General features: G+C 67.4%; 25 protein-coding genes. 20 read left to right on the forward strand and 5 right to left on the reverse strand.

Annotation, left to right across the window (positions count from 1 at the left end):
* Together BLW00_RS21235 and BLW00_RS21240 are read right to left on the reverse strand one after the other, a co-directional pair.
* Positions 1-680 (reverse strand): aldehyde dehydrogenase family protein (locus BLW00_RS21235; RefSeq protein WP_139256836.1); only part of this gene is annotated, 680 nt, incomplete at its 3' end.
* Positions 681-745: 65 nt separating this feature from the next.
* Positions 746-1,567 carry an IclR family transcriptional regulator domain-containing protein gene (locus BLW00_RS21240; protein WP_322788353.1) on the reverse strand — a complete coding sequence of 274 codons (822 nt, stop codon included), beginning with the start codon at positions 1,565-1,567 and terminating at the stop codon, positions 746-748.
* A gap of 233 nt (positions 1,568-1,800) precedes the next feature.
* On the opposite strand from BLW00_RS21240, the gene BLW00_RS21245 reads away from it, so the two are divergent.
* From BLW00_RS21245 to BLW00_RS21280, 8 genes are read left to right on the forward strand one after another with little or no spacing between them, the layout of a single operon-like run.
* Positions 1,801-3,321 (forward strand): FAD-dependent oxidoreductase, encoded by a 1,521-nt coding sequence (locus tag BLW00_RS21245; protein ID WP_175494512.1) that lies wholly within the window; start codon positions 1,801-1,803, stop codon positions 3,319-3,321.
* Positions 3,321-4,655, forward strand: a complete 1,335-nt coding sequence (locus BLW00_RS21250) for an amidohydrolase family protein (protein WP_092558050.1) — start codon at positions 3,321-3,323, stop codon at positions 4,653-4,655. The genes BLW00_RS21245 and BLW00_RS21250 overlap by 1 nt, the downstream gene beginning before the upstream one ends.
* A gap of 44 nt (positions 4,656-4,699) precedes the next feature.
* The gene (locus tag BLW00_RS21255; protein WP_092558052.1) at positions 4,700-5,677 is read left to right on the forward strand and encodes an alpha/beta hydrolase; all 978 of its coding nucleotides are present in this window, start codon (positions 4,700-4,702) and stop codon (positions 5,675-5,677) included.
* Between the two features lie 26 nt (positions 5,678-5,703).
* Positions 5,704-6,855: a sugar ABC transporter substrate-binding protein gene (locus tag BLW00_RS21260; protein WP_092558054.1), complete on the forward strand. Its 1,152-nt coding sequence runs from the start codon at positions 5,704-5,706 to the stop codon at positions 6,853-6,855.
* Positions 6,856-6,875: 20 nt separating this feature from the next.
* Positions 6,876-8,405 (forward strand): sugar ABC transporter ATP-binding protein, encoded by a 1,530-nt coding sequence (locus BLW00_RS21265; RefSeq protein ID WP_175494513.1) that lies wholly within the window; start codon positions 6,876-6,878, stop codon positions 8,403-8,405.
* Complete coding sequence (locus tag BLW00_RS21270; RefSeq protein WP_092558058.1) at positions 8,402-9,415, forward strand: ABC transporter permease; 1,014 nt, start codon at positions 8,402-8,404, stop codon at positions 9,413-9,415. Before BLW00_RS21265 ends, BLW00_RS21270 begins: the two co-directional genes overlap by 4 nt.
* 56 nt (positions 9,416-9,471) lie before the next feature.
* Positions 9,472-10,356, forward strand: coding sequence for a dioxygenase family protein (locus BLW00_RS21275; RefSeq protein ID WP_092558060.1), 885 nt, complete (start codon positions 9,472-9,474; stop codon positions 10,354-10,356).
* Positions 10,349-11,422 (forward strand): maleylacetate reductase, encoded by a 1,074-nt coding sequence (locus tag BLW00_RS21280; protein WP_092558062.1) that lies wholly within the window; start codon positions 10,349-10,351, stop codon positions 11,420-11,422. The genes BLW00_RS21275 and BLW00_RS21280 overlap by 8 nt, the downstream gene beginning before the upstream one ends.
* Before the next feature lie 3 nt (positions 11,423-11,425).
* Here BLW00_RS21280 and BLW00_RS21285 read toward each other — a convergent pair whose 3' ends face one another.
* Positions 11,426-12,094: an enolase C-terminal domain-like protein gene (locus tag BLW00_RS21285; protein ID WP_139256837.1), complete on the reverse strand. Its 669-nt coding sequence runs from the start codon at positions 12,092-12,094 to the stop codon at positions 11,426-11,428.
* A 275-nt stretch (positions 12,095-12,369) separates the two neighbouring features.
* Between BLW00_RS21285 and BLW00_RS24470 the strand changes: the two genes are divergently transcribed.
* Positions 12,370-12,552, forward strand: coding sequence for a DUF1330 domain-containing protein (locus BLW00_RS24470; RefSeq protein WP_407650989.1), 183 nt, complete (start codon positions 12,370-12,372; stop codon positions 12,550-12,552).
* Positions 12,553-12,612: 60 nt separating this feature from the next.
* Positions 12,613-13,407: an IS481 family transposase gene (locus BLW00_RS21295; protein WP_281242441.1), complete on the forward strand. Its 795-nt coding sequence runs from the start codon at positions 12,613-12,615 to the stop codon at positions 13,405-13,407.
* A gap of 69 nt (positions 13,408-13,476) precedes the next feature.
* On the opposite strand, the gene BLW00_RS21300 is transcribed toward BLW00_RS21295, so the two are convergent.
* On the reverse strand, positions 13,477-14,493 hold the full coding sequence (locus BLW00_RS21300; RefSeq protein ID WP_092558066.1) for a LacI family DNA-binding transcriptional regulator: 1,017 nt from the start codon (positions 14,491-14,493) through the stop codon (positions 13,477-13,479).
* Positions 14,494-14,645: 152 nt separating this feature from the next.
* Here BLW00_RS21300 and BLW00_RS21305 point away from each other — a divergent pair, with 152 nt between their 5' ends.
* The 10 genes from BLW00_RS21305 (at position 14,646) to BLW00_RS21350 (ending at position 24,977) form a co-directional block, all read left to right on the forward strand.
* A complete protein-coding gene (locus tag BLW00_RS21305) occupies positions 14,646-16,151 on the forward strand; it encodes an ATP-binding cassette domain-containing protein (protein WP_092558068.1) in 1,506 nt (501 codons plus the stop codon).
* A 62-nt stretch (positions 16,152-16,213) separates the two neighbouring features.
* A complete protein-coding gene (locus BLW00_RS21310) occupies positions 16,214-17,449 on the forward strand; it encodes an ABC transporter substrate-binding protein (RefSeq protein WP_217634467.1) in 1,236 nt (411 codons plus the stop codon).
* 16 nt (positions 17,450-17,465) lie between these two features.
* Positions 17,466-18,323, forward strand: a complete 858-nt coding sequence (locus BLW00_RS21315; protein ID WP_175494517.1) for a branched-chain amino acid ABC transporter permease — start codon at positions 17,466-17,468, stop codon at positions 18,321-18,323.
* Positions 18,320-19,357, forward strand: coding sequence for a branched-chain amino acid ABC transporter permease (locus tag BLW00_RS21320; protein WP_092558072.1), 1,038 nt, complete (start codon positions 18,320-18,322; stop codon positions 19,355-19,357). The genes BLW00_RS21315 and BLW00_RS21320 overlap by 4 nt, the downstream gene beginning before the upstream one ends.
* Entirely contained in the window at positions 19,354-20,979 is a 1,626-nt protein-coding gene (gene mhpA / locus BLW00_RS21325; RefSeq protein ID WP_217634468.1) for a bifunctional 3-(3-hydroxy-phenyl)propionate/3-hydroxycinnamic acid hydroxylase MhpA, read from the forward strand. Before BLW00_RS21320 ends, mhpA begins: the two co-directional genes overlap by 4 nt.
* A complete protein-coding gene (locus BLW00_RS21330; RefSeq protein ID WP_092558074.1) occupies positions 20,976-21,656 on the forward strand; it encodes an enoyl-CoA hydratase/isomerase family protein in 681 nt (226 codons plus the stop codon). The genes mhpA and BLW00_RS21330 overlap by 4 nt, the downstream gene beginning before the upstream one ends.
* Positions 21,657-21,760: 104 nt before the next feature.
* Entirely contained in the window at positions 21,761-22,357 is a 597-nt protein-coding gene (locus BLW00_RS21335) for a helix-turn-helix domain-containing protein (protein ID WP_175494519.1), read from the forward strand.
* Between the two features lie 155 nt (positions 22,358-22,512).
* Complete coding sequence (locus BLW00_RS21340; protein ID WP_245741733.1) at positions 22,513-23,736, forward strand: M24 family metallopeptidase; 1,224 nt, start codon at positions 22,513-22,515, stop codon at positions 23,734-23,736.
* On the forward strand, positions 23,733-24,623 hold the full coding sequence (locus BLW00_RS21345; protein WP_092558080.1) for an NAD(P)-dependent oxidoreductase: 891 nt from the start codon (positions 23,733-23,735) through the stop codon (positions 24,621-24,623). Before BLW00_RS21340 ends, BLW00_RS21345 begins: the two co-directional genes overlap by 4 nt.
* A 36-nt stretch (positions 24,624-24,659) precedes the next feature.
* On the forward strand, positions 24,660-24,977 hold the full coding sequence (locus BLW00_RS21350) for a Dabb family protein (RefSeq protein WP_175494521.1): 318 nt from the start codon (positions 24,660-24,662) through the stop codon (positions 24,975-24,977).
* A 27-nt stretch (positions 24,978-25,004) separates the two neighbouring features.
* On the opposite strand, the gene BLW00_RS21355 is transcribed toward BLW00_RS21350, so the two are convergent.
* The gene (locus BLW00_RS21355; RefSeq protein WP_092558084.1) at positions 25,005-26,657 is read right to left on the reverse strand and encodes a thiamine pyrophosphate-binding protein; all 1,653 of its coding nucleotides are present in this window, start codon (positions 26,655-26,657) and stop codon (positions 25,005-25,007) included.
* Between the last annotated feature and the right edge of the window lie 18 nt (positions 26,658-26,675).

Genomic DNA, 26,675 nt, shown 5'->3' on the forward strand with positions numbered 1-26,675 from the left:
ACGTCCTCATGGTTCAGGAGCCCGTCGACGGCCTCCTTGTCACCGTGCAACACGTTGAACACGCCATCCGGCAGACCCGCCTCCTTGAACAGGGCGGCGAGCCAGTTCGCTGCCGACGGGTCTTTCTCGCTCGGCTTCAGCACGACCGTGTTCCCCGCTGCGATCGCGATCGGGAAGAACCACATCGGCACCATGGCCGGGAAGTTGAACGGGCTGATGATGCCCACCACACCCAACGGCTGCTTCGTCGAGTACACGTCCACCCCGGTCGACACGTTCTCCGAATACTCACCCTTCAACAGGTGCGGGAACCCCGTCGCCAACTCCACCACTTCCAGGCCACGCGTGATCTCGCCCGCGGCATCCGACAGCACCTTGCCGTGCTCGCTCGTCAGAATCTCTGCGAGCTCGCCCTTGCGCGCGTTCAACAACTCCCGGAACGCGAACAGGATGCCCTGCCGCTTGGTCATCGACAGATCACGCCAGGCCGGGAAGGCCGCGTGCGCGGCCGCCACCGCCGCGTCGATCTCTGCCTGGCCGGCCAGCGCGACCTGCTTGGTCTGCACGCCCAGAGCGGGGTCGTACACCGGCGCTGTTCGCCCTCCGGTGCCGCGCAGCTGTCGTCCGTTCACCCAATGGGTGACGATCGGGAGCGTCGTCGTCGACGGTGTTTCGGGCATGGGTGATCTCCTTCGTGGTGATCGGTCTCGAGATGGGTCGGGTCGGGCGCGGTGGAAACCGCACCTCACAGGGGAGGTTCTGAGGCGACGGTCGCAACCGGCGCCTTCGAGAGCAGCACGTGATCGGCGCTGATCTGACCAGCCGCGCGAAGCAGCAGGGGGAGACATCGGTCGGTGAGCTCGGTGAGATCCATCTCCGACGCCAGGGCCGCGATGTTCACCGCGGCGAAGATCGCGCCTTCCCCGTTCCGGAGCGGGGCAGCGACGGAGCGCACGCCCGGGTGCAGCTCCTCGTCGGTGAGCGCCCACCCCCGGGCGCGGATTTCGCGGAGCTCCGCACGCAGTTCATCGTGGTCCTGCGCCCGGAACGGAGCGACCGCCGATCGGTGCGGCGTGGCCAGCGCGACGTCGAGCTCGTCGGGATTCAGGGAGGAGAGCAGCACCTTGCCGAGCGCTGTACTCTCCGCGGGAAGCCGCATCCCCACGGTCACCACCAGCGTGACCATCTTCGGCACAGCGACTCGCGCCACGTAGATGATGTCCGATCCATCGAGCTGCGCGATGGAGGCGGCCTGATTCGTGGCCTGAACGAGGTCGATCAGGTGAAGGCGTGCGAGTTCCCAGATGCCCGAGGACAGCGTGTGCGCCGTGCCCAACTCGAGCACCCTCGGCGTCACGGTGTAGCCCTCGGCGACTGCGCGAATGTAGCCCAGATGCTCGAAGGTGAGGATGATGCGGCGAGCCGTCGCCCGTGCCAGGCCGGTGGCCGTTGCGATCTCGCTGAGCGTCATCGGCGATCGGCTTTCGCCGAAGCATCGGAGCACGTCCACTCCTCGAGCGATCGCCTCGACGAAATCCGGTCCTGCGTCGTCTCGAGACACGGTCACCCCTCCTGCACGGGCAGATTGATCATCAACCTGACCATACAGAGTGCAGGCCGGATCAGCAACGGCGAAACGTTCGCATCGCGGTCATTCGCCAATCTCCTTGCGTTCGCTCGATATTTTGGGCTTGACAACCCGTCCATGGACTAAGACACTCGTACTCAACCACAGCGCTGACCGCTAGACGCCCAATCGGGCGCTAGGCGGGCACACTCGATGATGAGGAGTTGTCCACAGTGAAATCGTCCGACCCGGTAGATGTTCTCGTAATCGGAGGTGGTCCGGCCGGCGCGACCGTGGCCGCAGAAGCGGCACGAGCCGGCGCCTCGGTGATCGTTGCGGAGAAGCGCACCGGGGACTCCCCGTCGCGCGCCGGAGTCATCCAGCCTCGCGTGCTGGAGCTCCTGGATGCGCGAGGCTTGATGGGCCGGTTCCGGGCGGCCGCAGCGGAGTGGCGCCCCGACTTCGAGGTGCCGATCTACATGTACGCGGGCCTTGGTGGTCTGCGTTACGACCAGCTCGACAGCGACTTCCCCTATGCCCTGATCCTGCCGCAGACCACGACAGAGCATCTGCTGCGGGCATGGGCGGTCGAATCCGGCGCCGAGGTACGTCGCGGTGTTCGCTACGCCGGACACCGTGCTCAGGGTGATCTCACGGCCGTGGACCTCGTTGATGAGGCGGGCGTCACAGTGACGGTCGAAACCCGTTACCTCGTGGGGGCTGACGGGGCCCGGAGCCACGTGCGTGCGACGGCCGGAATCCCCTTCGAAGGGCGTGAGATCACCATGACGGCGATGTCGGTGGATGCCGACTTGAGTTTCCCCTGGGCCGCTTCGATGCAGATGAAGCGGAACGAGGCGGGCTGGATCCTGACCTATCCCTTCGGCGTGAACACCACTCGATTCATCATCGTCGCCGAAGCCAGCAGGAACGTTCCCACCTCGGTCCCGGTCACCGAAGACGAGGTGCGTGAGAGCTTGGTCGCGATCTTCGGCTCCGACCTCGGATTCACCACCGCTCATCGGATGTCTCGCTATGGCGACGCGCACAAGATGGTGCCCCGCTTCCGGGAGGGGAACGTCTTCCTTGTCGGCGAGGCGACGCGCGTGCACTACCCGGCGAGCGGCATCGGTATGAACTACTGCATCCAGGACGCCTTCAATCTGGGCTGGAAGCTCGGCGCAGTCGCCGTGGGTGCAGCCCCTGACAGCCTGCTCGACACCTACCAGACCGAGCGGTTCCCCGTCTTGCAGAAGCTGATGGACGACGTCGACACCCAGACCAGCCTGCATTTCGACTTCTCGGAAGGCGGCCTCAAGCTCAAGGACTTCCTGGAGCAGGAGATCGTTCCGATCCCGGAGGTGAACGCTGTGCTGCGAGACCGGCTGAGCGGTTTCGGCACCCGCTACCCGGTGGTCGACGGGGATCACCCTGCCGTCGGTTCCCGGGTCGGGCAGATTGTCCTCAGCGGGGGAGGCGCGTACACCCAGGTAGCGGCAGAATCCGACTTCGTGTTCGTCGAGGCCCCCGACAGCGCGGTTCCTCGGGACCTGCCTAGCGCCTTCGGGTACGGAACGAGCACCGATCTGGAGGGAGCGCTCGGCCACGCCGATGTGGTGGCCGCCTTGATCCGGCCGGATGCGTACGTGGCGCAGGCCTGGACATCGGCTCCCACCGATGCCGAGATCCGGACCGCTCGAGAACGAGCGCTCGGCTCCTCGTCGGCCGCCGTTGCATTAGAAGGAGCACGCTGATGGTGAATTCGAGGACCCTGATCCGAGGTGGTCACATCGTGACCGGTGACTCCGTGCTGGGGGAGCTGCCTGGCGGCGACATGCTCATCGAAGACGACTCGATCGTCGAGGTCGGCCGCGACATCTCAGCGCCCGAAGCAGACATCGTCGACGCGACCGGGATGATCGTGATTCCCGGTTTTGTCGACTCGCACAAGCACACCTGGCAATCGGCTATCCGTCACCGCTGCACGAACATCGACCTGAACACCTACTTCGGCGAGATGTTCGGCGCCCGCGGGTCGAGGTACACCCCCGACGACGTCTATACGGGCAATCTGCTCGGCGCGCTGTCGGCCATCGATGCCGGCACCACCACCTTGATGGACTGGTCGCACATCCAGAACTCACCGGCGCACAGCGATCGGGCGATCGATGCTCTCGAGGACTCGGGAATCCGCGCCGTCTTCGGTCACGGCTGGCCGTGCGTCGACCTGTTCGACTGGATCGCCGACAGCTCACGCGATCATAGCAACGACCTAAGGCGCATCCGAGAACAACGCTTGTCTGATGATGCGGGACGGGTCACCCTCCAACTGGCCGGCCGGGGACCGGAACTCTCGACCCGCGACGTCTCGCGGCACGACATCGAGATGGCGCGGGATCTCGGCATCCGCACGTCGATCCACATGGGGTGCGGGCGGGAGCGCGGCGCGCTCGCCGCCATCGCCGCATTGAACGAGCTGGGACTGCTCGGATCCGACCTCAACTTCGTGCACTGCAGTGAGAGCAGCGATGTCGAACTCGATCTGATGGCCGAGTACGGCGTGACGGCGTCGATCGCCCCCCAGCACGAGTTCGCCGTCGGAGGGATCGGCTACAGCCCGATCGACAGGCTGCTGCACCGGGGCATCGTCACCGGCTTGAGCACCGACACCGAGGCCTCAGGCGCTGCCGACCTGTTCGTGCAGATGCGGGCCACCCTGGCGGCGCATCGCAGCATCGTGAACGAGGGTCGCAGCCGCGTGCAGGCGGCGCCGAGCGAACTCACCTCGGCCGATGTCTTCCGGTTGGCGACAGCCGGAGGAGCGGACTCGTTGGGCCTCGGAGACCGGGTGGGAACACTGGCGCCGGGGTATCAGGCCGACATCGTGTTCATCCGGGCGACCGATGTCAACCTCTTCCCGGTCACCGATCCGACGGCTGCGATCGTCGCGGCGGCCCACCCGGGAAATGTCGACACCGTCATCGTCGGCGGCCGGATCCTCAAGCGGGATGGCCGCCTGCTCGGCGTCGATCTCGACGCCATCCGCGCCGCCGCCCAGGAATCGCACGACCGGCTGCTCGCTCCCTGACAGTCCGGCCCGACCATTCACCGCTACCGAGAAATGAGCAGAACATGCCGCTAGACCCCCAGATCATCGACCCGCAGATCAAGGGCTTCCTCGACATGCTCGAGCAAGCAGGCGCGCCATCGTCGTTCGCCGGGGCCCCCGAGGAGATGAGAAGCCGGATGGAGGCGGCCATCACGGGTCATTGGGAGCCGTCGACCTTCGCCCCCGTGGCATCGGTGGAAGAGGCCGTGGTAGGCGCTCGCTCCACCGGCGTTCAGATCGTCCGTCCCGCGGTCGATGGCATCGACTCCACGCCCACGGTGGTCTTCTTCCACCCCGGCGGCTTCCTGATGGGGCGTGCCTCTCTCTTCCTCGATGTGGCCCAGCGGATGTCGAACAGTCTCGGCGCGGTCGTGGTGTCCGTCGACTACCGGCTCGCTCCGGAGCATCCGTTTCCCGCTGCGGTACAGGATGCGATCGACGTCCTGGTGTGGGCGAACGAGAACATCGGCGAGCTCGGGGGAGACCCGTCCCGACTCGCCGTGGCGGGGGAGAGCAGTGGCGCCAACCTGGCCACCGTGGCCGCCCGTCACATGCGCGACCGGGGCGTCCCGATCGCGGCGCAGCTGCTCGCATCGCCGTTCACCGACATGACGAGAGAGTACCCCTCGGTGGAGGAGAATGCCGTGGGCCTGTTCTTCACGCGGGACGACATACGGGTCGTGCGCTCCCAGTACCTCTCGGAGCCCGGCGATGTCGAGTCGCCCGACGTGTCTCCGGCCCTGGCAGACCTTCGGGGCGTGGCGCCGGCTGTCATCGGAGTGGCCGGGTTCGATCCCCTGCGCGACGACGGCACCGCGTACGCGGCCGCGTTGCTGCGCGCCGACGTGCCGACGCAATTCCGCTCCTATCCGGCCCTGATCCATCCGTTCTTCGGCATGCCGGGCCTTTCCCCGGCTGCCGAGCGCGCGGGCGATGAACTGATGCAGTTGTTCCTCGCCGTCATCAACGCCTCAGCATCCGCCACCACCCTCAATCCCTGAACACCCCACCCGAGAAAAGGTTGAAAATGGACTCGATATCACGCTGGCGCAAAGGCGCGTCAACGCTCGTCATCCTCCTGGCCGTCGCCACACTGGCCGCCTGCAGTAGCCCCACCACCGGCAGCGGCTCCACCGCGGCGCCGTCAGGTGCCGGCGAAGTGGACCTCGGTGCCCTCGCCACAGGCGACTACGGCACCCCACCCGACTCGGCGCCAACGCCGGAGACCGGTAAGTCGGTCTGGATCGTCTCGTGCGGCCAGAGCGCGATCGGCTGTTCGGTCGGCGCGGCCGCTGCTCAGGAGGCGGCGGAGTCGCTCGGCTGGGATGCGCAGGTCTGCGATGGCAAACTCAACGACGGCGGCGCCTTCGCCGCGTGTGTCCGCCAGGGGATCGCGGCGGGCGTCGACGGGATCGTGACCGAGGCGATCGATTGCAACGCCATCAAGGAACCGCTTCAGGAAGCGAAGACCGCCGGCATCGCGACGGTCAACTTCTGGGGCTTCGACTGCGACGAGGGAGCGACGGCCGACGGCGCGGCGCTGTTCACGGCGTCGGTGCAGCCCTCGGAGGAATATCCGACCAACGAGGCCTATCAGACGGCGATCGGCAAGGCCCGGGCCGACTGGATCATCGCCCGTTCGGGTGGCGAGGCCGAGGTCATCGAGCTCGATTTCAAGGGCACTAACATCGGTGCCGCCCTCTCCGAAGGGTTCGCCGAGGGTATGTCCGCGTGCCCGGACTGCACCGTCCACACCGTCGACGTGACGCATCAGACCTTCGCCACCACCCGGCAGATCATCGAGTCGGCACTCCTGAAGTACCCGGAGGCGGAGTGGATCTCGATTCCGCTCGACTCGCTGGTGCTCTCGGGTTCGGCGCAAGCCGTGACGTCGTCGCCGAATCGCGAGAACCTCGCGTTGATCGGAGGAGAGGGCCTCGCGCCGAATCTCGATCTCGTCCGTGACGATCAGGGTCAGTCGGCTGCCATCGGCCAGCCGATCGGGTGGTACGGCTACGGCGCGATCGACACGATGAACCGTGTCTTCGCCGGTGAAGTGCCGGTGGCCCAGGGAATGAGCTTCCAGGCCGTCGACAGCGAGAACAACCTGCCCGCCGAGGGCGGCTACGTGCCTCCCGTCGACTACGTCGCCGCCTACCAGGCCGCATGGGGCAAGTGATGACGGTTCCGGACGCCCGAGTGCGAGAGATTTCCCTGCTCGTCTCGGGCGCCCGGAAGTCATACAACGGAACGCCCGCATTGCGGGGCGTGGACCTCGCCGTCGCGCGGGGCACGATCCATGCGTTGGCAGGTGGGAACGGCTCCGGCAAGTCGACCCTCATCAAGCTCCTGGCGGCCGTCGAGTCCGCCGACGACGGAACGGTCGAGGTCGACGGCGCGGCAGAGCAGCTCCACCGCCTCACCCCGAGCGGTTCACACGGCCTCGGGCTCCGTTTCGTTCACCAGAACCCGGGCATCTTCGACGATCTCACCGTTGCCGAGAACTTCGGCCTGACGCTCGGCTTCCCGCGGCGTCTCGCCGGAATCCGTTGGTCGCGGCTGAACAAGAGGGTGGCCGAGAACCTCGAACGGTTCGAGGTGGATGCTCGCCCGACGCAGCGCGCTGGAGACCTGCGCCCCGCGACCAAGACGATGGTGGCCATCGCACGAGCGCTCAGCGATCCGGATGACGCGGACGCGGCGAGCCATCGCGTGCTCGTGCTCGACGAACCAACCGCCAGCCTGCCGAGCCATGAGGTCGACATCCTCCTCGAGGCCCTGCGGCGACGAGCCGACGCCGGGCAGACGATCCTGTACGTCAGCCATCGCCTCGGCGAACTGAGGTCACTGGCCAGCGACATCACCGTGCTGAGGGACGGACTGGTGGTGGCTGCCCGCCCGCTTGCGGCCCTCTCTGAACACGAAATCGTGGAGTTGATGGCCGGCGAACCGCTGGAGGAGTTCTATCCGGTGGTGCCGCAGCGATCCGGAGTCGAGCAGCCGGCGCTCTCCGTGGCCGGGCTCTCCACCGGGCCGCTCCTCGACGTCGAGCTGACCGTCCGCCGAGGCGAGATCCTGGGCGTGGCCGGGCTCCTCGGATCGGGCAGATCGACCCTCCTGCGCTCTCTGTTCGGTGACGCGCCCGCCGAGGCGATCGTGGAGGTCGGCGGCGAGCCCGTCGAGCGCTGGTCGCTCGAGGAGGCGATGAGTCGCGGGGTGGGATTCATTCCCGAGGATCGCGGTCAGGATGCGCTCTTCGCCACGATGTCGGTGCGGGAGAACTCCACCATCGCGAATCTGCCGGCCTTCGTCGCGGGAGGCCGGCTCCGTCGGCGCAAGGAACTCTCGGAGTACGAATCGCAGGCCGGGAAGCTCCGCATCAAGTCGGCCTCGCCGGAGCTCCCCATCACGGCGCTGTCCGGCGGTAACCAGCAGAAGGTCGTGCTCACCCGGTGGCTGCAGCGCTCACCCGGCACGATCCTCCTCGACGAGCCCACCCAGGGGGTCGACGCGATGGCGCGTGCCGAGATCTACTCCGAGCTGCGCACCATCGCGGCGAACGGAACTGCTGTGGTGATCGCCTCATCCGACTTCGAGGAGCTGTCCAATCTGTGCGACCGCGTCGTCGTGCTGCGGGACGGCCGGATCGTGGCGGAACTCGCCCACGCCGAGGCCTCGATCCCCGCTCTCGTCTCGCATTGCTACGCATCCCAAGAAGGACGGCCATGACACTCTCACCATCCACCAAGACCGTCGCGGAGCCCGAAGCCACGATCGCTGCGCCACGGCACCTCGGCGACATCGGGGAACGCTTCGGTCTCGTCGCCCTGGTGGTCGTCGTCTGGCTGCTCTTCGCCGTGCTCCCCGAGAGCTCGGCCGCCTTCACCTCGGCGGCGAACGTGCAAGCGATCCTGGCCAACACGCCGGTGGTCTCGATCATCGCGATCGCGGCGATCTTCCCGCTCATCTGCGGGCATTTCGACTTCTCCGTCGGCGCTACCGCCGTCGCGAGTTCGGTGGTGTGCGCGGCAGTGCAATCCCAAGGGGCCCCGCTGGTCCTGGCGATCGTCGCGGCCGTCGTCGCGGGCGGCCTCGTCGGACTCGTCAACGCTGTACTGGTGGCGCGATTCCACTTGAACGCCTTCGTCGTGACGATCGGTATGGCGACCCTGATCCCCGGACTGGTGCAGTGGTACACCGGAGGGGTCGACATCACGAGCGGGATCGATCAGTCGCTGCGCGACTTCGGGTCGCTGCAATGGCTGGGGGTGCCGCGCGGCATCTGGCTCCTGGTCGTCGTCGCCGGGGTCTGCTGGTTCGTGCTGTCCCAGACCCCACTCGGTCGCCGGCTCTACGCGGTGGGCATCAACCCGTCGGCGGCGCGCCTGGTGGGCATCCGGGTCGACCGCACCGTCTTCATCAGCTTCCTGGCGTCGGGAACGCTGGCGGGCCTTGCCGGCGTCATCCTCACGGCCCGGAATGGGGGCGGGTTGGTGGGGTCGGGAACCGATCTGCTGTTCCCGGCACTGACCGCAGTATTCCTGGGTGCGACGGCCATCACCCCAGGGCGGTACAACGTGCTCGGCGTGATCATCGGCGTGGTGTTCGTGGCAGTCTCGGTGAGCGGGTTGCGCCTCTCCGGTGCCGCGGACTGGGTGCCGGCCGTGTTCAACGGCGCAGCGCTCATCATCGCCGTCGCGCTGTCGACCTTCCTCTCCCGCCGATCGAAGACGGAATGACTGACCTCGCGTGGCGGGAGCGGCGCGCGACCACGAGAGACAGAAGAGGGAGAAACATGGCGCACGACCTGTATGGCCGCGGTCTGACCGAAGAAGTCATCGGGAGCTTCGCGGGAACGCCCGACGCCCGGCTCAAGGAGATCCTCGAGTCGCTCACCAGGCACCTGCACGACTTCATCACCGAGATCCATCCTTCGATCGAGGAATGGGAGCTCGGCATCGACTTCCTGACCCGAACCGGGCAGACCAGCACGGCGGTGCGGCAGGAGTTCATCCTGCTCTCCGACGTGCTGGGGGTGTCCATGCTGGTCGAGACCCTGAACGGGTCGGAGACTCCGGAGGCGACCGCGTCGACAGTGCTCGGGCCGTTCCATCTGGTGGAATCCCCGGTCCGGCGGTCGGGCGATGAGATCTCCCCGCAGAGCGCTGGGGAGGCGTGTGTGGTGGAGATCCGAGTCAGATCCGTCGACGGATCGGTGGTGGGGGGCGCCACCGTCGACGTCTGGCAGGCCGACGCCGACGGGTTCTACGACGTCCAGGTTCCCGAGTCTCAGTCGGTGGGGAACGGCCGGGGACTGTTCGAAACCGATCGGGAAGGGCGGCTCTGGTTCACCACCATCGTGCCCGCCCACTATCCGATCCCGACCGACGGACCGGTGGGAGAACTCCTCGGGGCGACGCATCGCCACCCCTACCGGCCGGCGCATATCCACGTTCTCGTGTCTGCGCCCGGCTTCGAGACGCTCACCACCCATGTGTTCGTCGCGGGCAGCAGCTACATCGACTCCGACGCGGTGTTCGCGGTCAAACGCGACCTGATCGAAGAGTTCGCGGTGGTCGACGACCCCGCCCTCGCCGAAGCGTTCGGTGTGCGGTCGCCATTCCGGCACGCCGTCTTCGACGTCGTCGTCGAGCCCGCGGAAGGGGTGGCACATGCGTGACTTCTTCTACGAGGCCCTGCCGATGCGGGTTCGATTCGCGGCCGGCAGCCGCTTCGCCGCAGCGGAGGAGATCCGGGCGCTCGGACTGCAGAAGGTGATCGTGCTGTCCACCGAGTTCCAGGCGCCGTTGGCCGCGGAGATCTCCGATTCACTGGGGGAACTCAGTGTGGGGGTCTTCGATCAGGCCGAGATGCACGTGCCGGTCGAGACGGCGCGAGCGGTGCAGGAGCTGGCGCAGCGTCTGGGCGCCGACGGCTGTGTGGCGGTCGGCGGAGGATCGACGACAGGTCTCGGCAAGGCCCTTGCGTTGGAGTTCGGGATGCCGATCATCGCCGTGCCGACCACCTTCGCCGGATCGGAGATGACGCCGATCTGGGGTCTGACGGAGAACGGCCGCAAGAAGACCGGACGCGATCGGGCCGTGCTGCCCAAGAGCGTTCTCTACGACCCGGAACTGCTGCTGAGTCTTCCACTCGGTCTCTGCGTCACCAGCGGTTTCAATGCCATCGCACACGCTGTGGAAGGGCTGTACGCCCCCGACGCCTCACCGATCATCTCGCTCATCGCCGCCGAGGGCGTGGGTGCCCTCGCTTCGGCTCTCCCGGCGATCGCCGCCGATCCCGGAGGCATCGGCCCGCGATCGGAGGCCCTGTACGGCGCGTGGTTGTGCGGCGTGACTCTGGGCGCCACCACGATGTCGCTGCACCACAAGCTCTGCCATGTGCTGGGCGGCACCCTCGATCTCCCGCATGCCGAAACCCACACCGTCGTGCTCCCACACGTGATGAGATTCAACCTCCCGGCGGCGCCTGACGCCGAACGAATCCTGCGCGACCGGCTGGCGACCGACGACCCCGCCGCCGAGGTCCAGCGCCTCAGCCGGTCCCTCGGCGCTCCCGTCGGCCTCGCACAGCTCGGGATGGACCTGAAGGACGTCGAGCTGGTGGTGGAACTCGCGATGAAGGAGTCCTACGCCAATCCGCGGCCCGTCACGGCGGAGGATGTTCGCCGCATCGTCCACGGTGCCTGGCTCGGCGTGGAGGTCTCGCCGGTGGCGCGCAGCTGACGCTCACCGCAGCACGGCGACCTGCGAGTGACGGAGCAGGTCCTCGTCCAACCGCACGCCGAGACCCGGGCCGGTCGGCGCCGATACGAGGCCTTGGTCGATGGCCCACGGCTCGGCGAGCCCCCAGTTGAAAGAGTCGAGCGTGTACCGCCCGGGTGCGTCGGCCGACAGGATCTCCACCCGTCCGGCCTTCAGCGCGACGTCGCCGCGGAGTGCATCCGTGGCGCGCCCGGTGATCCACGGTGCGTAGGCGCGGAGGTCGATCGGTGACAGCCCGGTGGCGATGATCGGCAGTCGTGCCTTCTCGCAGAGCTTCGAATACGCGTAGAGATCGTGGGCGTTCAAGGGATCTTCCAGCCAGAGGAACCCGAGTTCGTGCACGGCGTCGGACACCCTCAACGCATCGGCGAAGCTGTAGGCGCCATGGGGATCGAGCATCAGGTCCATCGAATCGCCCACCGCCTCGCGAACCCGTCGCGCGAGTTCGATGCCGCGATCAGTGTCGTTGTAGTACCACGACGCGAAACCGGACTTCACCTGGGTGTGGTGGGTGCCGAGCAGACGATGGATCGGCAGCCCCGCTACCTTGCCTGCGATGTCCCAGAGAGCCACGTCGACAGCTCCGACGGCCTGCGGGTCGGCGAACCGGGTTGCGGCCGAGGAGCCCGGGATCGAGCAAGTTGGCGACCTGCGGGCCCGGAGTTCCTCCCCGGCCGATCAGTGAGCCGAACAACGATTCCCCAACGAGCCCGTCATCGGAGCGGATGCGCACCCTGCCCAGCACGGCCGGCCCAACCGCGGCTCGACGTATCTTCATGAGGTCCTTCCCCGCCGGTCCGCCAGTGGATCGGAGTGCTGCGAAGATTCTGTTGGATACACCGGCGCTCCGACCTCTACCTCGAGGCCTCGATCTGGTCACCGAGGAGAATCGCGCGCCTGCCTAGGTCATCGTCAACGACTACGGCGGCCACTACCTAGTCGTGGGGCCCGCACCAAAGCCCATCGAAGGCACGTGGGATTCGTCCGGATTCGTGGTCATCGAGTTTCCCGACGTGGATCGGATCCGGCAGGGTACGACTCTGCCGAGTACCGGCGGGCCCGTCAGATCCGAACGGACAAGGCGCGGGTGAGCATGCTGTTCGTCGAGGGCGCATCGCCTGAGGCCTTGACCCGCACGGCCTAGCCGCGCGGTGGCCGGAGGGGGCTGCCGCGATCCCCACTCCGCACGTCATGAGGCGCGCCGTCCGACTCTCCGGGTGCGTGACAGCGAACGCCTCAGCCGTGACGGGATCGCGGCCCAAGCGGGCGTCGCACCCCGCACGGTCTCCCGAATCCTGGCCCGTAACGCCCGCCCCCACCTCTCCGCGCTGGACCCCATCACAGGTCAGCTGATCCGCGCATCCAAGACCACAACAATCCGATACGAGCGAGACTTTCCGGGCGAGCTGGTCCATATGGACGTGAAGAAACTCGGTCGCATCCCCGACGGCGGAGGGTGGAAAGCCCATGGCCGCGCGAGCGGATCCATCCAGCGCGACCGGAACACCGTCGTGGGCTTCGACTACGTCCACTCCCTGATCGATGACCACTCCCGGCTTGCCTACTCCGAGGTCCTCACGGACGAGAAGGGCGTCACCTGCGCTGCGTTTCTGGCCCGCGGCATCGCCTACTTCGCCGCTCACGGGATCACCATCCACCGGCTGATCACGGACAACGCCTGGGCATACCGGCACTCACTCCGAGATGTCTGCGCCGACCATGGCATCCGCCAGAAATTCATCAAACCCCACTGCCCCTGGCAGAACGGAAAAGTCGAACGCCTGAACCGGACCCTCGCGACCGAGTGGGCCTACCGCCGGCCTTACACCAGCAACACCGACCGCACCGCTGCCCTAGCGCCCTGGCTCGAGCACTACAACAATGAACGACACCACTCAGCTCCCGGAGGCAAACCCCCAATCAGCCGACTGACACCAACCTCATGACCGGGTACATCTAGTCGCTGCCAGCTGGTGTCGATCGCCATCGCCCCGAAGAGGGAGTTGCCGTTGAGCTCAGCGCGGGGCCGTGGTGGATCCGCGCTGTAGCAGGTGGGGGTTGAGAGAGATCGTCGCCATGGACTCGCTGTCGATCGCCGCGAGCAGCCGCTCCGCAGCCCGCCGGCCCGCGAGCCGCGTCGGCACCGCGATCGTCGTCAGCGGCGGCACCAGGTACGGGGCTGCCGAGGGGTCGCCGTAGCCGATGATGGACACGTCGTCGGGCACCCGCAGACCTGCCATACGCGCGGCTCCGTAGCAACCGGCGGCCGCTCCGCCGTCGGTCACGAAGATGGCTGTGGGGCGATGGGGCCGGGTCAGTAAGCCCTGACATGCTTCGGGGGCCGACGACGGCCGCTTCGGGATGAACGTGGCGTACATCGGGGTGACGTCGCTCGGTAGGCGCTCGACTGCCGCCGCGAACGCCTCCCGGAAGCGCTGTCCGAGCGGGGTCGACGGCGGCTCGGCCAGCAGTGCCAGCCTGCGGTGGCCCAGCCGATGCAGGTGTTCGACAGCTCGCGCGACGCCGTGCGATTGATCGACGACCACGTCGAGACCCTGCTCGTGCTCGAAGCCAACGGTGACCACCGGGTGCACGAACGACGTGCGGTCGACGGCGCGCGCGTCCGAGACGAGCACGATCGACCCGTCGAGCAGACCGTTCGATGCACGGAGGAGACGGCTGTCGTCGCCGAAGTTCACGACCAGAGCCACCCCGCCCCTCCAGAGGCGGTCCTCGACCCCCTCGATGAAGTCGGTGATCTGCTCGCGGAGGGCGCGCGGTACGGAGAGGCTCACGATGTTCGAGCGCTGTCTCCGCAGCCCCTGGGCGAGTGTGTTGGGGCGATACCGCAGGGCATCGGCAGCATCGACCACGCGACGCACCGTCTCGGGCGTGAGCAGATGCCGTCGCTCTGGATCGAGGGCCCGCGACACCGTCGCCCGGTCGACATGCGCTAGCAGAGCAACATCCCGCTGGGTCGCGGTGCGCTCGGCAGCGGGGGAGTCGGATGCGCGTCCGCTGCTCTCGCTCATCTGCTCATCCTCTCCCGGATCGCGCACGGATTACGAATACGGCTTGACATCGCGGCCGGCCATCATCATTATTGTGCACACGAGTGCACGTGCACACGAGTGCAGGGTTCGTGCAGAGAGCAGTCAGGCACGACGGGCGAGAGGCGATATCAATGGAGACGAAGCAGCATTCGGGCACGCGGGGTGCCGCAGCTGCGCCGCGAACTTCTCTCATCCACGCGGCCGGCGTCACGAAGACCTTCGGTGGCGTGAAGGCCGTCTCGGGCATCGACCTCGACGTGCACGAGGGCGAGGTGGTGGGCATCATGGGCCCGAACGGCGCCGGCAAGTCGACCTTCCTGTCCCTGCTCGCGGGTGCCCAGCGCCCGACCAGCGGCGAATTGGTGGTGGCGGGGCGCAGCATGAGATCGGCCGATCGGGCCGCGATGGCACGACTCGGGGTCGGCCTCGCACACCAGATTCCCAAGCCGTTCCGCAGGCTCACCGTTCGCGAGAACGTGCGCGTCGCCGCCCAGACCGCACCGCGCGCACGGCGACGTGACCTCGTCGAGAAGGCACTCGAGATGAGCGGGATGGCGGCGAAGGCCGACAACCCCGCGGGCGAGCTCGGGCTGCTAGAGATGAAGCGACTCGAACTGGCCAGGGTGCTGGCGCTCGATCCGAAACTGGTGCTTCTCGACGAGGTGGCGGCGGGCCTCAACACCCGCGACCTCGACGAGCTGATCGCCCTGGTCGCGCTGATCCGTGACGAGGGTCGCACCCTCGTGATCGTCGAGCACGTGCAGGAGGTGTTCCATCAGCTGGCCGAGCGCATCGTCGTGCTTGAGTGGGGGCAGAAACTCACCGAGGGATCGCCGGCCGAGGTGGCGGCCGATCCGCGGGTTGTCGAGATCTACCTCGGGGAGAGCAGCGCCGCCGACGGGCCTGCGCGACGCGCGCCGAGGCCCGCCGGGGGCCCGGCCCGACTCACCGCGACCGGGCTCACAGCGGGTTACGGGCAGGCGACGGTGCTGCACGACGTCGACCTCGAGCTGCACGCCGGACAAGTGCTGGCGGTGCTCGGCGCCAACGGCGCCGGCAAGTCGACCCTCGCGAAGTCGCTCGCGGGCATGATCCCGATCCGATCCGGTACGGTGTCGCTCGACGGCGCCCCGATCGACCAGCTCAGCTCCTTCCAGCGCGTACGGAAGGGTCTCGCCCTCGTTCCCGAGGGCCGTCGGCTCTTCGCCGATCTGACCGTGCGCGAGAACCTCGAGCTCGGCGTCGGGGCGCGATCGACTCACCAGTCGCTCGACCGGATCCATGAACTCTTCCCGAAACTCACCGAGCTGTCCGGCCGAGCTGCGGGCGCGCTGTCCGGTGGGGAACAGCAGATGGTCGCCATCGGTCGCGCCCTGGCCTCCGAGCCGAAGGTCATCGTGTTCGACGAGCTCTCGCTGGGGCTTGCTCCTGTCGTCGTCGACCGTCTGCTCGAGGCCGTCGACGAGATCGCCGCCTGGGGAACGGCGGTCGTCCTGATCGAGCAGAACGTGCACCGCGCCCTCGCGCTGGCCGACGAGGCGCTCGTCCTCCGGCAGGGTCGAGTGGTCTTCCGCGGCGACCCCGCCGCATTCTCCGACGAAGCCCTACGCCTGGCCTACCTCGGCACCGATCTCTGAACCAGCCGCCCGACCCGAACCACCCGCACCGAGCATCCATGAAGCGACGAAGGAGTCCGCAGATGAAATTCACCACCAGTAGGCTCGCGATGACGACGGCCGTCGTCATGACCGCGAGTGTCGTTCTCGCCGGTTGCGCCTCCAGCGGAGGAGGCGGACAAGAAGGAGGGGGGGACCCAGTGAAGATCGGAGCGAGCCTTCCTCTCACCGGTCCTCTCCAGGCCTTCGGAACCTCACTCCAGACCGGCTACCAGAAGGCCGTCGACGAGGTGAACGATGCCGGAGGCCTCGACGTCGACGGCACGAAGCGCCCGGTGCAACTCGTGGTTCAGGACAACGCGTCGACAGGCGACACGGCCGGTTCCCAGGCGCGCGACCTCATCCTGGACGACGAGGTCGTGGCGCTGCTCGGTCCAGCCACCCCGCCGCTCAGCATCCCGGTGTCGTCGGCGGCGGAACAGGCGGGCATTCCCGCTCTGTTCACCATCACACCGCTCGAAGCCTGGAAGGGCGGCAATCCCGATGGCTGGAAGTGGGCCTGGGACGTCTTCTTCGACGAGGACCAGATGACGGACACGCAGTTCCAGACGGCCGACCTGGTCGAGACCAACAAGAAGGTGGCGCTCTTCACCGATCAGGAGGAGGACGGCATCGTCATGGGCGGACTCTGGGCCGAGAAGGCCGCGGAGTTCGGCTACGACCTCGTGTACCAGGCTCAGTTTCCGGTGGGCAACACCAACTTCTCCAGCCAGGTCGCCGAGGCGAAGGCGGCCGATGCGGACATCATCATCTCCCAGGTCATCCCACCCGACGGCATCGCGCTGTTGAAGGAGTTCAAGGCGCAGAGCTACGACCCCGAGCTGTTCTTCCTCGAGAAGGCCGGCAACACGGGTGGCTACCCGGAGCTCAGCGGGGGGCTTGCCGATGGCACGCTCGCCGCGAACTGGTTCGCCGAAGGAATGGGGCTCGACCGCGAGGGCGAGTTCATCGACGAGTTCTCGGGCGAGCTGGGAGGAGTGAACTCCGACCTCGGAACCATCGTCTACGGCTACTCGATCGCCAAGGTGCTGCTCGATGCCATCACCGCAGCGGGCAGCACCGATCCCGGCGCCATCAACCAGGCCATCGGCGCGACCGACGCCACCTACCCTGCGGGGCACATCGCTTTCGGCGACGACAACGCTGCGGCCACGATCGCCGTGCAGACCCAATGGGTCGGCAACGACGCGGTGATGGTTCTCGATGCTGACGGCAAGGCCGCGGCCGACGTGGTCGTGCCGACGCCCGGGCTCGAATAATCCTGCAGCCGATACCGTGCAACTCATCATCGACGGCCTCCTGACCGGAGGCCTCTACGCGGCGACGGCGCTGGGTCTCTCCCTGGTGTTCGGCACCCTCCGCATGGTCAACCTGGCGCACGGCGAGCTGCTCATGGTGGGGGCCTACCTCACCTCCGTGCTGGTCGTCGCGCTGGGAGCGGACCCGCTGCTCCTTGCGATTCCCGCGGCGATCGTGCTCGGGGCGCTCGCCTACCCTGTGCAGCGGTTCGTGCTCACCCCGATCATGGCCAGAAACGCGGATGCGCCGGTGACCGCCACCTTCGGCATCAGCGTCGCGGTGCAGAGCGTGCTGCTCCTGCTGTTCACCTCCAACCCCCGATCGCTGCCGGCTCCGTATGCGACGGCAAGCGTCGAGGTCTTCGGAGTGACGGTGCGCGTCGCTCTGCTGATCGCCACGGCCATCGGTGTCGCGCTCGTGATCGGCTTGCATCTGCTCCTCACACGAACCGGATTCGGCAACCGCGTGCGCGCTGCAGCGGGCGATTCGGTGGCCGCCGGTCTGGTCGGCATCGACGTCAACCGCACCTTCGCGATGGTCTTCGCCATCGCGGCCGCCGTGGCGGCCATCGGTGGTTCCCTCATCGCGGTGACCTACTCGGTCTCGCCCAGCGGTGGCACCTCCTGGCTCGTCATCGCGTTCACCGTGGTCGTGATCGGCGGTCTCGGGAGCATCCGGGGAACCCTCGCGGGCGCCCTCATCCTCGGTGTCGTGCAGACGGTCGGCGTCGCGTTCGTTGGCGCGCAGTATCGCGACATCATCGTGTTCGGGCTGCTCGTCGTCATCCTGCTCATCCGGCCCCAGGGTCTCTTCACGAAAGCGCAGCGCGTATGACGACCTCAGCCGGCTCCGGCACGAAGCCCGACGTGCTCCGGGGAGCTCCAGCGGGCGGACGCCGCCGCCGCGTCGCTCCGGCCGCGCGCTACATCATCCCGCTCGTGGTGGGGCTTGCGGCAATCCTGCTGGCCGACGCGATGGGCCGGTCGCTCGCGAACCAGGGCACGGAGTTGCTCCTCCTCGCGCTCCTCGCGCTGTCGTGGAACGTGATCGGGGGCTACGGTGGCCTGTTCTCCCTCGGGCACCAAGTGTTCGTCGGCGTGGGCGGCTACGCGCTCATCGTGATCCTGAGCCATACCGACCTGCCGCTGCCGCTCGTGCTGATCACAGCCGCGCTCCTCTCCGCTCTGACCGGGGTGGTGCTCGGATACCCCATGCTGAGGCTCCGCGGCCCTTACTTCGCCATCGGCACACTGGGTGTCGCCCTCGCCGTTCTGGCCTGGATGCTCAACTGGCCGTTCACAAAGGCCTCGCAGTCGTACCCACTGCCGATGAGCGATTCGCTCGGCTTCACCGAGCTCTTCCAGCTCACCGTCGCGATCGCCGTGCTGGCGCTCCTCGCCATCACGGCGCTCGTGTCCTCACCCCTGGGGCTCCGGCTCGTCGCGCTGCGCGACGACGAGTTCGGCGCGGCGAGTCTCGGAGTGAGACGGGTGCGCACTCTGCTGCCTGTCTGGGCCGTCAGCGGATTCCTGGCCGGACTCGTCGGGGCGCTCTTCGCGCTTCAGCAGGGCAGTCTCACCCCGACCTCGGCATTCAGCATCCAGTTCGTGCTCGACGCGATCGTGGTGTGCGTGATCGGTGGGGTGGGAACTCTCTACGGTCCGCTCATCGGCGCCGTCGTGGTGTTCGCACTTCGGCAGTACACGGCCGACTTCGGCGAGTGGGCCATGTTGATCGAGGCGCTCGTCGTGATCCTCGTGGTACGTCTCGCGCCCGAGGGGCTGTGGGGCATCTTCGGAAGACTGATCCGCGCTCTGCGTCGCGGACGACCGGCGGGCGCTGTCCCGCAGAAAGAAGGAACATCGTGAGCACGGTGTACAAGGCGGATGTCGTCGTGAACGGTCTCGGTCCGGTGGGCCTCATGGCCTGCATCCTGCTCGGCCGGCGGGGCTACACCGTCCATGCCGTCGAGCGCTGGCACGAGCAGTACGGACGACCACGTGCCGTCACTTTCGACCACGAGATCGCCCGGGTGCTCGGGATGCTGGGCATCGATGCCGACAACGACCCCGGTATCGAGCACCACGGCGACCATTACTACTGGCTGAACGCCGACGACGAGATACTGCTCGAGCCCGACTGGATCTCGACGGAGTCGAACGGCTACCACAACCGCTATTGGTTCAACCAGCCGGAACTCGAACGACGGCTGCTCGTGCTCATCGAGACCCTGCCGAACGTGCACGTGCACTACGGCCGCGAGACCGTCTCGTTCGAGCAGGACGCCGACGGCGTCACGCTGGGCTTCCGGGAGATCGTGCGAGGCACGACGGTCGTCGATTTCGCCGAGGGCGGTGAGACGGGTGAGATCAGGGCGTCGTACGCGATCGGCGCCGACGGGGCGAACAGCTTCATCCGCCGATCCGTGGGACTCGAGATGACCGACCTCGGATTCCTTTTCACCTGGCTCATCGTCGACACCCGCCCCTTCGAGTACCCGCACTACCGCACCGCCCATTTCCAGATCTGCGATCCCTCTCGGCCGACCACGGTGGTGCCGGGCGGCCCGGGGCGCAGGCGCTGGGAATGGATGCTGCTCCCAGGGGAGGACCCCGTGCAGTTCGGATCCGAGGAGAACGTCTGGAGGCTGCTCGAGCCGTGGGGCATGCGGCCGGACACCGCAGAACTCGAGCGAGCGGCGGTCACGCGCTTCGAAGCGAAATACCTCGAACGGTGGAGAGCCGGGCGGGCGCTGCTCGTGGGCGATGCCGCTCATCTCATGCCGCCCTTCGCAGGAGAGGGCATGTGCGCGGGGCTGCGCGACGTCGTCAACCTCGTCTGGCGTCTCGACCGCGTTCTCCAGGGAACCGCCGACCAGGCGCTGCTGGATGAATGGTCCAATGAGCGCCGGGAGCAGGCGAAGTGGTACATCGAGTTCTCGGTGGGGCTCGGAGAGGTGATCTGCATCTCCGACCCGGAACAGGCGGCGGCCCGCGACGCCAGGATGAAGGCGGAGTACGCGGTGCAGTCGGCGGTGGGGCCCGTACCCACCCATGACGTGCTGCTCGGAAATGGCACCTGGATCGCAGACGACCCGCTGGCCGGTACGACCTCGATCCAAGGCAGGGTCGCATTCCGCGGCCGCACCGGCCGCTTCGACGACGTGGTGGGGCGCGATGCCTGGTTCCTCCTGAGCGCGGTCGGCCACGAGACGGAACTCGACGACACGCGGCACCGGATCTTGGACGGGATCGGCGGTTCGGCGCTCACCGTCGGGCCTGCCGGAAGCGGAGCCCGGGTCATCGACATCGATGGCACCTACGCTGCCTGGTTCGCTCAGCACGACGTGAACCATCTCCTCGTGCGGCCCGACTTCTATGTCGCCTTCACCGCGCGCGGGGCGAATCAGCTCGCCGAGCGCTTCGACACCATCGCGGCCTCCGTGCTCTCGGACTCGGCCGCCGCCGACGTGGAGAGGATCTCCGCATGACCATCACGACCATCACCATCTCCAATCCCTCCGGGGAGGGCAATCTGCTGAACCCCGAGGTGATCGCACGTCTCGTGCGCGAGCTGAACGCCGCGGATGCGGACAGCGACGTCACAGGCATCGTGCTGACCGGGGCGGGCGAGGTCTTTTGCAGCGGCCTCGACATCCCGGCGATCAAGGCAGGAGGCGACCCGGTGGAGTTCGCCACGGCCCTCGCCGGGCTGCTGAAGCGGGTGCCGGTCCTCTCGACTCCGGTGGTCGCCGCGATCAACGGCGATGCGGTCGCGTCCGGCGCGTCCCTCGTCGCCATCGCCGACTACGCCGTGTGCGTTCCGGGCGCGAAGATCGGCACCCGGGAGGTGAGTCTCGGCATCTGGCCGATGGTGGCCCAGGTGCCCCTGATCCAGCGGCTCGGTGCCCGCTGGGCGATGGAGAACGTCGGGTCGGGGGAGCCGTTCACGGCGGAGCGCGCGCGGGAGGTCGGCTTGGTCAACACCATCGTGCCCGCCGATTCGCTGCAGGACGCCGCCCACGACTGGCTGCGGAAGGCTGCGCGGGCGGGAGAAGTGACGGCGACAGGGCGACCGGCCTTCTACCGGTTCGCCGAGTTGGGCTACGACGATGCCCTCGATGCCTCGGTCGAACTCTTCGCGGAGATGAACAGGCCGAAGAAATGAGTGCCGACGACCCAGCCGAGGGCGAAGGAAGTGGAATAGTCCACACGGCGTTGGCGCCACGACTTCCGGATGGAAGCCTCACCGGTGAGACGAGGAGATCCGTCATGTCAAAGCCGATCGATCACATCGACACCGAAGCGGTCAAACTCCTCCTCGGACAGCGTCTTCGTGACCTTCGCGGCTCTCAGCGGGTCAGTCTGAGACAGCTGGCAGCAATCGTCGGCTGCTCAGCCAGCGCCCTTTCCCAAATCGAGAATGGCCTTGTCTGGCCCTCGGTCGATCTCCTGATGCGGGTAGCGCACGAACTCGGCGCTTCGTTCGACGAACTCCTGGGACAGCGTGAGGGACCGGCATCGCCGACGCGAACGGATTCACCCGTTGCTTCGATCGATTCGATCGAGCTCACCTCCTCTGTCTTGGAGCCGGGCCGCGCTGCAGAGGCCGAGCCGCTGGGCGCGGATGGAGTCGGGTTCGTCTACGTCGCCGAAGGTGAGCTGACCTTGGATCTCGATTCGGTCTGCTTCGTTCTGAGTGAAGGCAGCACGATGCGGTTCAACCCGGCCCGTCGGACGAGGTACAGCAATCGAGGCAGTCATCCCGTTCGAGCATTGTGGGGGCACGTACACACGCCCGTTCCCCCACGGTCAGCAGACACGAGCAGCAATGCGCCGACCGGCGCAACCAGGAAGGAACATCGATGAAGAGCACAGGCACTACCGGAACGAACGCCGTCGACTGGGAGGCGCGCGTTGATATGGATCGGTTGCGGGATGGCAGGCTGGCGCGTGTGAAGGCTGAGCTTGATCGTTCGGATCTGGGCGCGGTGCTCGCGTTCGATTTCTCGAACATCCGGTATATGAGCGCGACCCATATCGGCACGTGGGCGATGGACAAGTTGATTCGTTTCGCTCTTCTGACGCGAAATACCGATCCTGTGGTGTGGGACTTCGGTTCGGCGGCGAAGCATCACCAGCTCTACAACCCGTGGTTGGACACGACCACGGCGGAGATGGATGCCGATCCGAACGCCCCGCACGAAGGGGCGAAGCGGCTTCGGTTGGAGTCGGGGGCGCGGGCGGGTATATCGACGTTGCGGGGCGCGTTCCCGCCGGAAGCGGAGATCGCGGCGGGGGTGGCGAAGAAGATCAAACGAGAGCTGGAGAAGTTCGGTCTCGCGGATCAGCCGCTCGGAGTCGACGTGATCGAGTTGCCGGTGTTGTTCGCGTTGCAGCAGGAGGGCATCCAGGTGGTCGATGGGCAGCAGGTGTTCCTGGAAGCGCGGCGGGTGAAGATCCCGGAGGAGATCCGTCTGCTCACTCAGGCGGCGTCGATGGTGGATGCCGCGTACGAGGACCTCTACCGGTTCCTGCGTCCCGGAGTGCGGGAGAACGAAGCGGTCGGGTTGGTCGCGAAGACCTTGTATGACCTGGGGTCGGAGTATGTGGAGGGGGTGAACGCGATCTCCGGTGAGCGGTGTTCCCCGCATCCGCACGTGTTCTCCGACCGGTTGATCCGGCCCGGGGATCCGGCGTTCTTCGATATCCTGCATTCCTTCAACGGGTACCGCACCTGTTACTACCGCACCTTCGCGGTGGGGTCGGCGAGTTCCGCTCAACGCGATGCCTACACGAGGGCGCGGGAATACATGGACCGGGCGATCGCGTTGGTGCGGCCCGGCGCGACCACGGCCGATATCGTGGCGGTGTGGCCGACGGCGCAGGAGTTCGGATTCGCCGACGAGGAGGCCGCGTTCGCGTTGCAGTACGGGCACGGGGTGGGGTTGTCGATCTGGGAGAAGCCGATCTTCTCCCGGCTGACCTCGCTCGATCATCCCGAGCTGTTGCAGGAGGGCAACGTGTTCGCGCTCGAGACGTATTGGCCCTCGGCCGACGGGTGGGGAGCAGCCCGGATCGAAGAGGAAGTGGTGGTGACCGCCGAGGGCTGTGAAGTGATCACGAAGTTCCCGGCCGAGGAACTCCTCGTCGCGGGGAAACGGTATTACACCATCGATGGGCCGTTGAACCTGGAACGCGATTCCCAGTCCCATCTGAACACCCCCTCCGGGCGTGGTCAGGCATGACGACCGTCGGATTCCTGGGCCTGGGCGCCATGGGGTCGGGCATGGCCCGGCGCCTCCTCGACGCCGGCCACGACGTGGTGGTCTGGAACCGCTCTCCCGCCGCCATCGAGACTCTCGTCGCGGCGGGAGCGCGGCGAGCACCGACATCGGCAGAGGCCCTCGCGCCCGAGCTGTCGTTCTCCATGCTCGCCAACGACGATGCCCTGCGGGCAGTGCTCGACCCGGCCGCAATCCGGTCGCTGAAAGGGCGCACGCACGTCGTGATGGGCTCGATCAGTCCATCGCTGGCAGACGGACTCGTGGCCGCCTTCGATGCTGAAGGGGCGCGCTACGTCGCCGCCCCGGTGCTCGGGCGGCCGCCGGTGGCCGCCGCCGGGGAGCTGAACATCCTCGCCGCGGGAGCCGCGGGCGTGCTCGACACGCTCGAGCCGTATTTCGCCGCACTCGGCAGGCGCACCTGGCGGCTGGGAGAGCGTCCCTCGGTCGCCAACGCTGTGAAGGCCGCCGTGAACTACAACATCATCCACGCCATGCAGGCCATCGGCGAGTCCGTCGCGATGACCGAGCGTCAGGGCGTCGACCCCGAGCTCTTCACCGAACTGCTCTCGTCGACCCTCTTCGGTGGGGTCGTGTACTCGGGATACGGGGGCATGATCGCACGCGGCGAGTACAGTCCGCCCGGCTTCCACATCGCCCTGGGCCGCAAGGATCTGCGGCTCGCCCAGGATGTCGCGGAGGCGGGCGGGGTCACCGCGGCGACCCTACCGGCTCTCGTCGCGGTCTTCGACGCGGCTCTCGCCGATCCGGATCTCAAGGACGCCGACTGGAGCGCGATCGCGGAGGTCTCACGCCGTGACCTCCTCGAGAAGCGCCCTCAGGCACGATGATGTCTGCACGCTGAGGACCGTCAGAAAGGGATGAACATGAGTATTCTGCACATCGCGAGCTTCCGGTGGAAGCCCGAGGTCGCCGAGATCGATATCGCTCGTTTGACCGACGCCCTGAACGAGATGCGTGCTGGGATTCCGGAGATCCGCTCGTATGTCGTGGGCCCCAACCTGCACTTGCGAGCGGGCGGGGCGGACTACGGCGTCGCGGCGATCCTCGACGACGGTGCCGGGCTGGACACCTACCTGGATCACGTCGACCACAAGGCGGTGTACGAGAAGTATCTCGGGTGGATGATCGCCGAGCGATCCGCGGTCCAGCTGCCGATCAGTGCAGGGGCGTTCGACGCCTAGTGTGTGTCTACCCCCGCTGGCCGGCACTCACGAGTTCACGCGAATGATCTCCTGCTGGTAGGGAGCGATGACGTCGCCGGAGATCCGCAGGTCCAGAAGCAGGAACGGTCGCTCGGCTGTCGGACGGGCCGCCCAGTCGCACAGAACGTCCAGCTCCGGGAGCGATCGGATCACGGCGCCCTGGGCTCCGAACGACGCGGCCAGGGCGGCGAAATCCACCTCGGGGATGCGCATGGGTCCTTGATCGAGACCCTTCCGCCCGTAGAGGTGGATCTCCGCGCCGTATGCCCCGTCATTCCACACCACCGCCAGACCGCGACCGCCGGCGCTGCGAATCGCGCTCTCCAGGTCGGCCAGCGCCATGAGTCCGCCGCCGTCGCCGGTGGTGAGCACGACGGTCGAGTCGGGCTTGGCCGACGCGGCACCCGGCACACTCGCGAAGCCGAATCCGATGGACTGGAAGGCCGTTCCGACCATCACCATGCGATCCGGTGAAGCGACCGGCCAGTACATGTTCGCCCAGCCGATGAAATGACCGCCGTCGGAGACGACGACCCGGTCTGCCGGCAGCAGCTCGCCGATGCGGACCGCCGCCGAACGCGGATCGAGTCGGCCGTCAGCCGCCGAGCCGTCGCCGGGATGACGGGCGCGAGCGGAGGTCAGGTCGACGGATTCCCGCCATGTGCTCGGCCCGTCTCCCATCACCGAGAGATGGCCGAGCAGCACGTCGACCACCATCGCGGCGTCGCCGCGCACGTACGCGTCGACCCGAGGATGGGTCGCGGCCGGGGCGAGGTCGACCTGGAAGACTCGAGTCGAGGGAGCGAAGAGCTCGCCGAAGCGCATCGTGAACTGGTTGAGCGAGGCGCCGAAGACGGCGACCACGTCGGCGTCTCGGACCAGCTCCATCGCCCCGTCTGCCCCGAAGCCGCCGGTCACGCCGAGGTCGTAGGTGCTGTCCGGGAACACTCCCTGGCCGAGCGCGGTGCCGGCGGTGAGCGCGCCGGTGGCCTCTGCCAGCACACCGAGGGCCGGCCCGGCGCCGGCGAGGAACGCTCCGCGCCCGGCGAGCAGCAGGGGGCGCTCGGCACCGGAGAGGGCGGCAGCGAGCGCGCGGAGGGCCTGCTCGGCGGCTCTGCCACTCGGCTCGATCGGCGACGGCGGCCGAGAAGGCGCGAGCGTCGGCACCGGTCCTGCTTCGGCATCGGCGAGGTCGTAGGGGATGGCGAGCACCGAGGGAACGCGCAGGGTCAGCGCATGCTCGATCGCCGTGGCGGTGGTGGCTGCGGCATCTGCTGGTCCGACGGTGTACGTGCGGGCGCCTACAGCGGTGGCCAATGCGATTTGATCCACGTCCCACGCTCGGGGTCCCGACGAGGGTTCGTCTCCCACCACGAGCACGAGCGGAATCCGTGCGCGGGTGGCCTCGGCCAGAGCGGTGAGGGTGTTCGTGAAGCCGGCGCCGTAGGTGGCGGTCGCCGCAGCCAGACCGCCGCCCGCCCGATGATACGCGTCGGCCGCGACCACTGCACCCGCCTCGTGCCTGACCGCCGTGTACTGCGCCTGGGTCTCCCGCGCCAGGATGTCCAGGAGATGGGCGTTCCCATTGCCCATCACTCCGAAGACGTGGTCGACGGATAGGGCGAGGGTGTGCGCGACGTGGGCGGAGACGCTGGGCATGGAGGCCTTTCGGAGGAG

Origin of the sequence: Herbiconiux ginsengi (assembly GCF_900107435.1) — a bacterium.
Classification (GTDB): Bacteria; Actinomycetota; Actinomycetes; order Actinomycetales; family Microbacteriaceae; genus Herbiconiux; species Herbiconiux ginsengi.

Bases quoted from the DNA above. Each gene is read 5' to 3' on its own strand.
- BLW00_RS21270 (WP_092558058.1), top strand. From the start codon at position 8,402: ATGACACTCTCACCATCCACCAAGACCGTCGCGGAGCCCGAAGCCACG.
- BLW00_RS21330 (WP_092558074.1), top strand. From the start codon at position 20,976: ATGACCATCACGACCATCACCATCTCCAATCCCTCCGGGGAGGGCAAT.
- BLW00_RS21275 (WP_092558060.1), top strand. From the start codon at position 9,472: ATGGCGCACGACCTGTATGGCCGCGGTCTGACCGAAGAAGTCATCGGG.
- BLW00_RS21320 (WP_092558072.1), top strand. From the start codon at position 18,320: ATGACGACCTCAGCCGGCTCCGGCACGAAGCCCGACGTGCTCCGGGGA.
- BLW00_RS21280 (WP_092558062.1), top strand. From the start codon at position 10,349: ATGCGTGACTTCTTCTACGAGGCCCTGCCGATGCGGGTTCGATTCGCG.
- BLW00_RS21350 (WP_175494521.1), top strand. From the start codon at position 24,660: ATGAGTATTCTGCACATCGCGAGCTTCCGGTGGAAGCCCGAGGTCGCC.
- BLW00_RS21255 (WP_092558052.1), top strand. From the start codon at position 4,700: ATGCCGCTAGACCCCCAGATCATCGACCCGCAGATCAAGGGCTTCCTC.
- BLW00_RS21340 (WP_245741733.1), top strand. From the start codon at position 22,513: ATGAGCGCGACCCATATCGGCACGTGGGCGATGGACAAGTTGATTCGT.
- BLW00_RS21260 (WP_092558054.1), top strand. From the start codon at position 5,704: ATGGACTCGATATCACGCTGGCGCAAAGGCGCGTCAACGCTCGTCATC.
- BLW00_RS21355 (WP_092558084.1), bottom strand. From the start codon at position 26,657: ATGCCCAGCGTCTCCGCCCACGTCGCGCACACCCTCGCCCTATCCGTC.
- BLW00_RS21305 (WP_092558068.1), top strand. From the start codon at position 14,646: ATGGAGACGAAGCAGCATTCGGGCACGCGGGGTGCCGCAGCTGCGCCG.
- BLW00_RS21345 (WP_092558080.1), top strand. From the start codon at position 23,733: ATGACGACCGTCGGATTCCTGGGCCTGGGCGCCATGGGGTCGGGCATG.
- BLW00_RS21300 (WP_092558066.1), bottom strand. From the start codon at position 14,493: ATGAGCGAGAGCAGCGGACGCGCATCCGACTCCCCCGCTGCCGAGCGC.
- BLW00_RS21310 (WP_217634467.1), top strand. From the start codon at position 16,214: ATGAAATTCACCACCAGTAGGCTCGCGATGACGACGGCCGTCGTCATG.
- BLW00_RS21250 (WP_092558050.1), top strand. From the start codon at position 3,321: ATGGTGAATTCGAGGACCCTGATCCGAGGTGGTCACATCGTGACCGGT.
- BLW00_RS21335 (WP_175494519.1), top strand. From the start codon at position 21,761: ATGTCAAAGCCGATCGATCACATCGACACCGAAGCGGTCAAACTCCTC.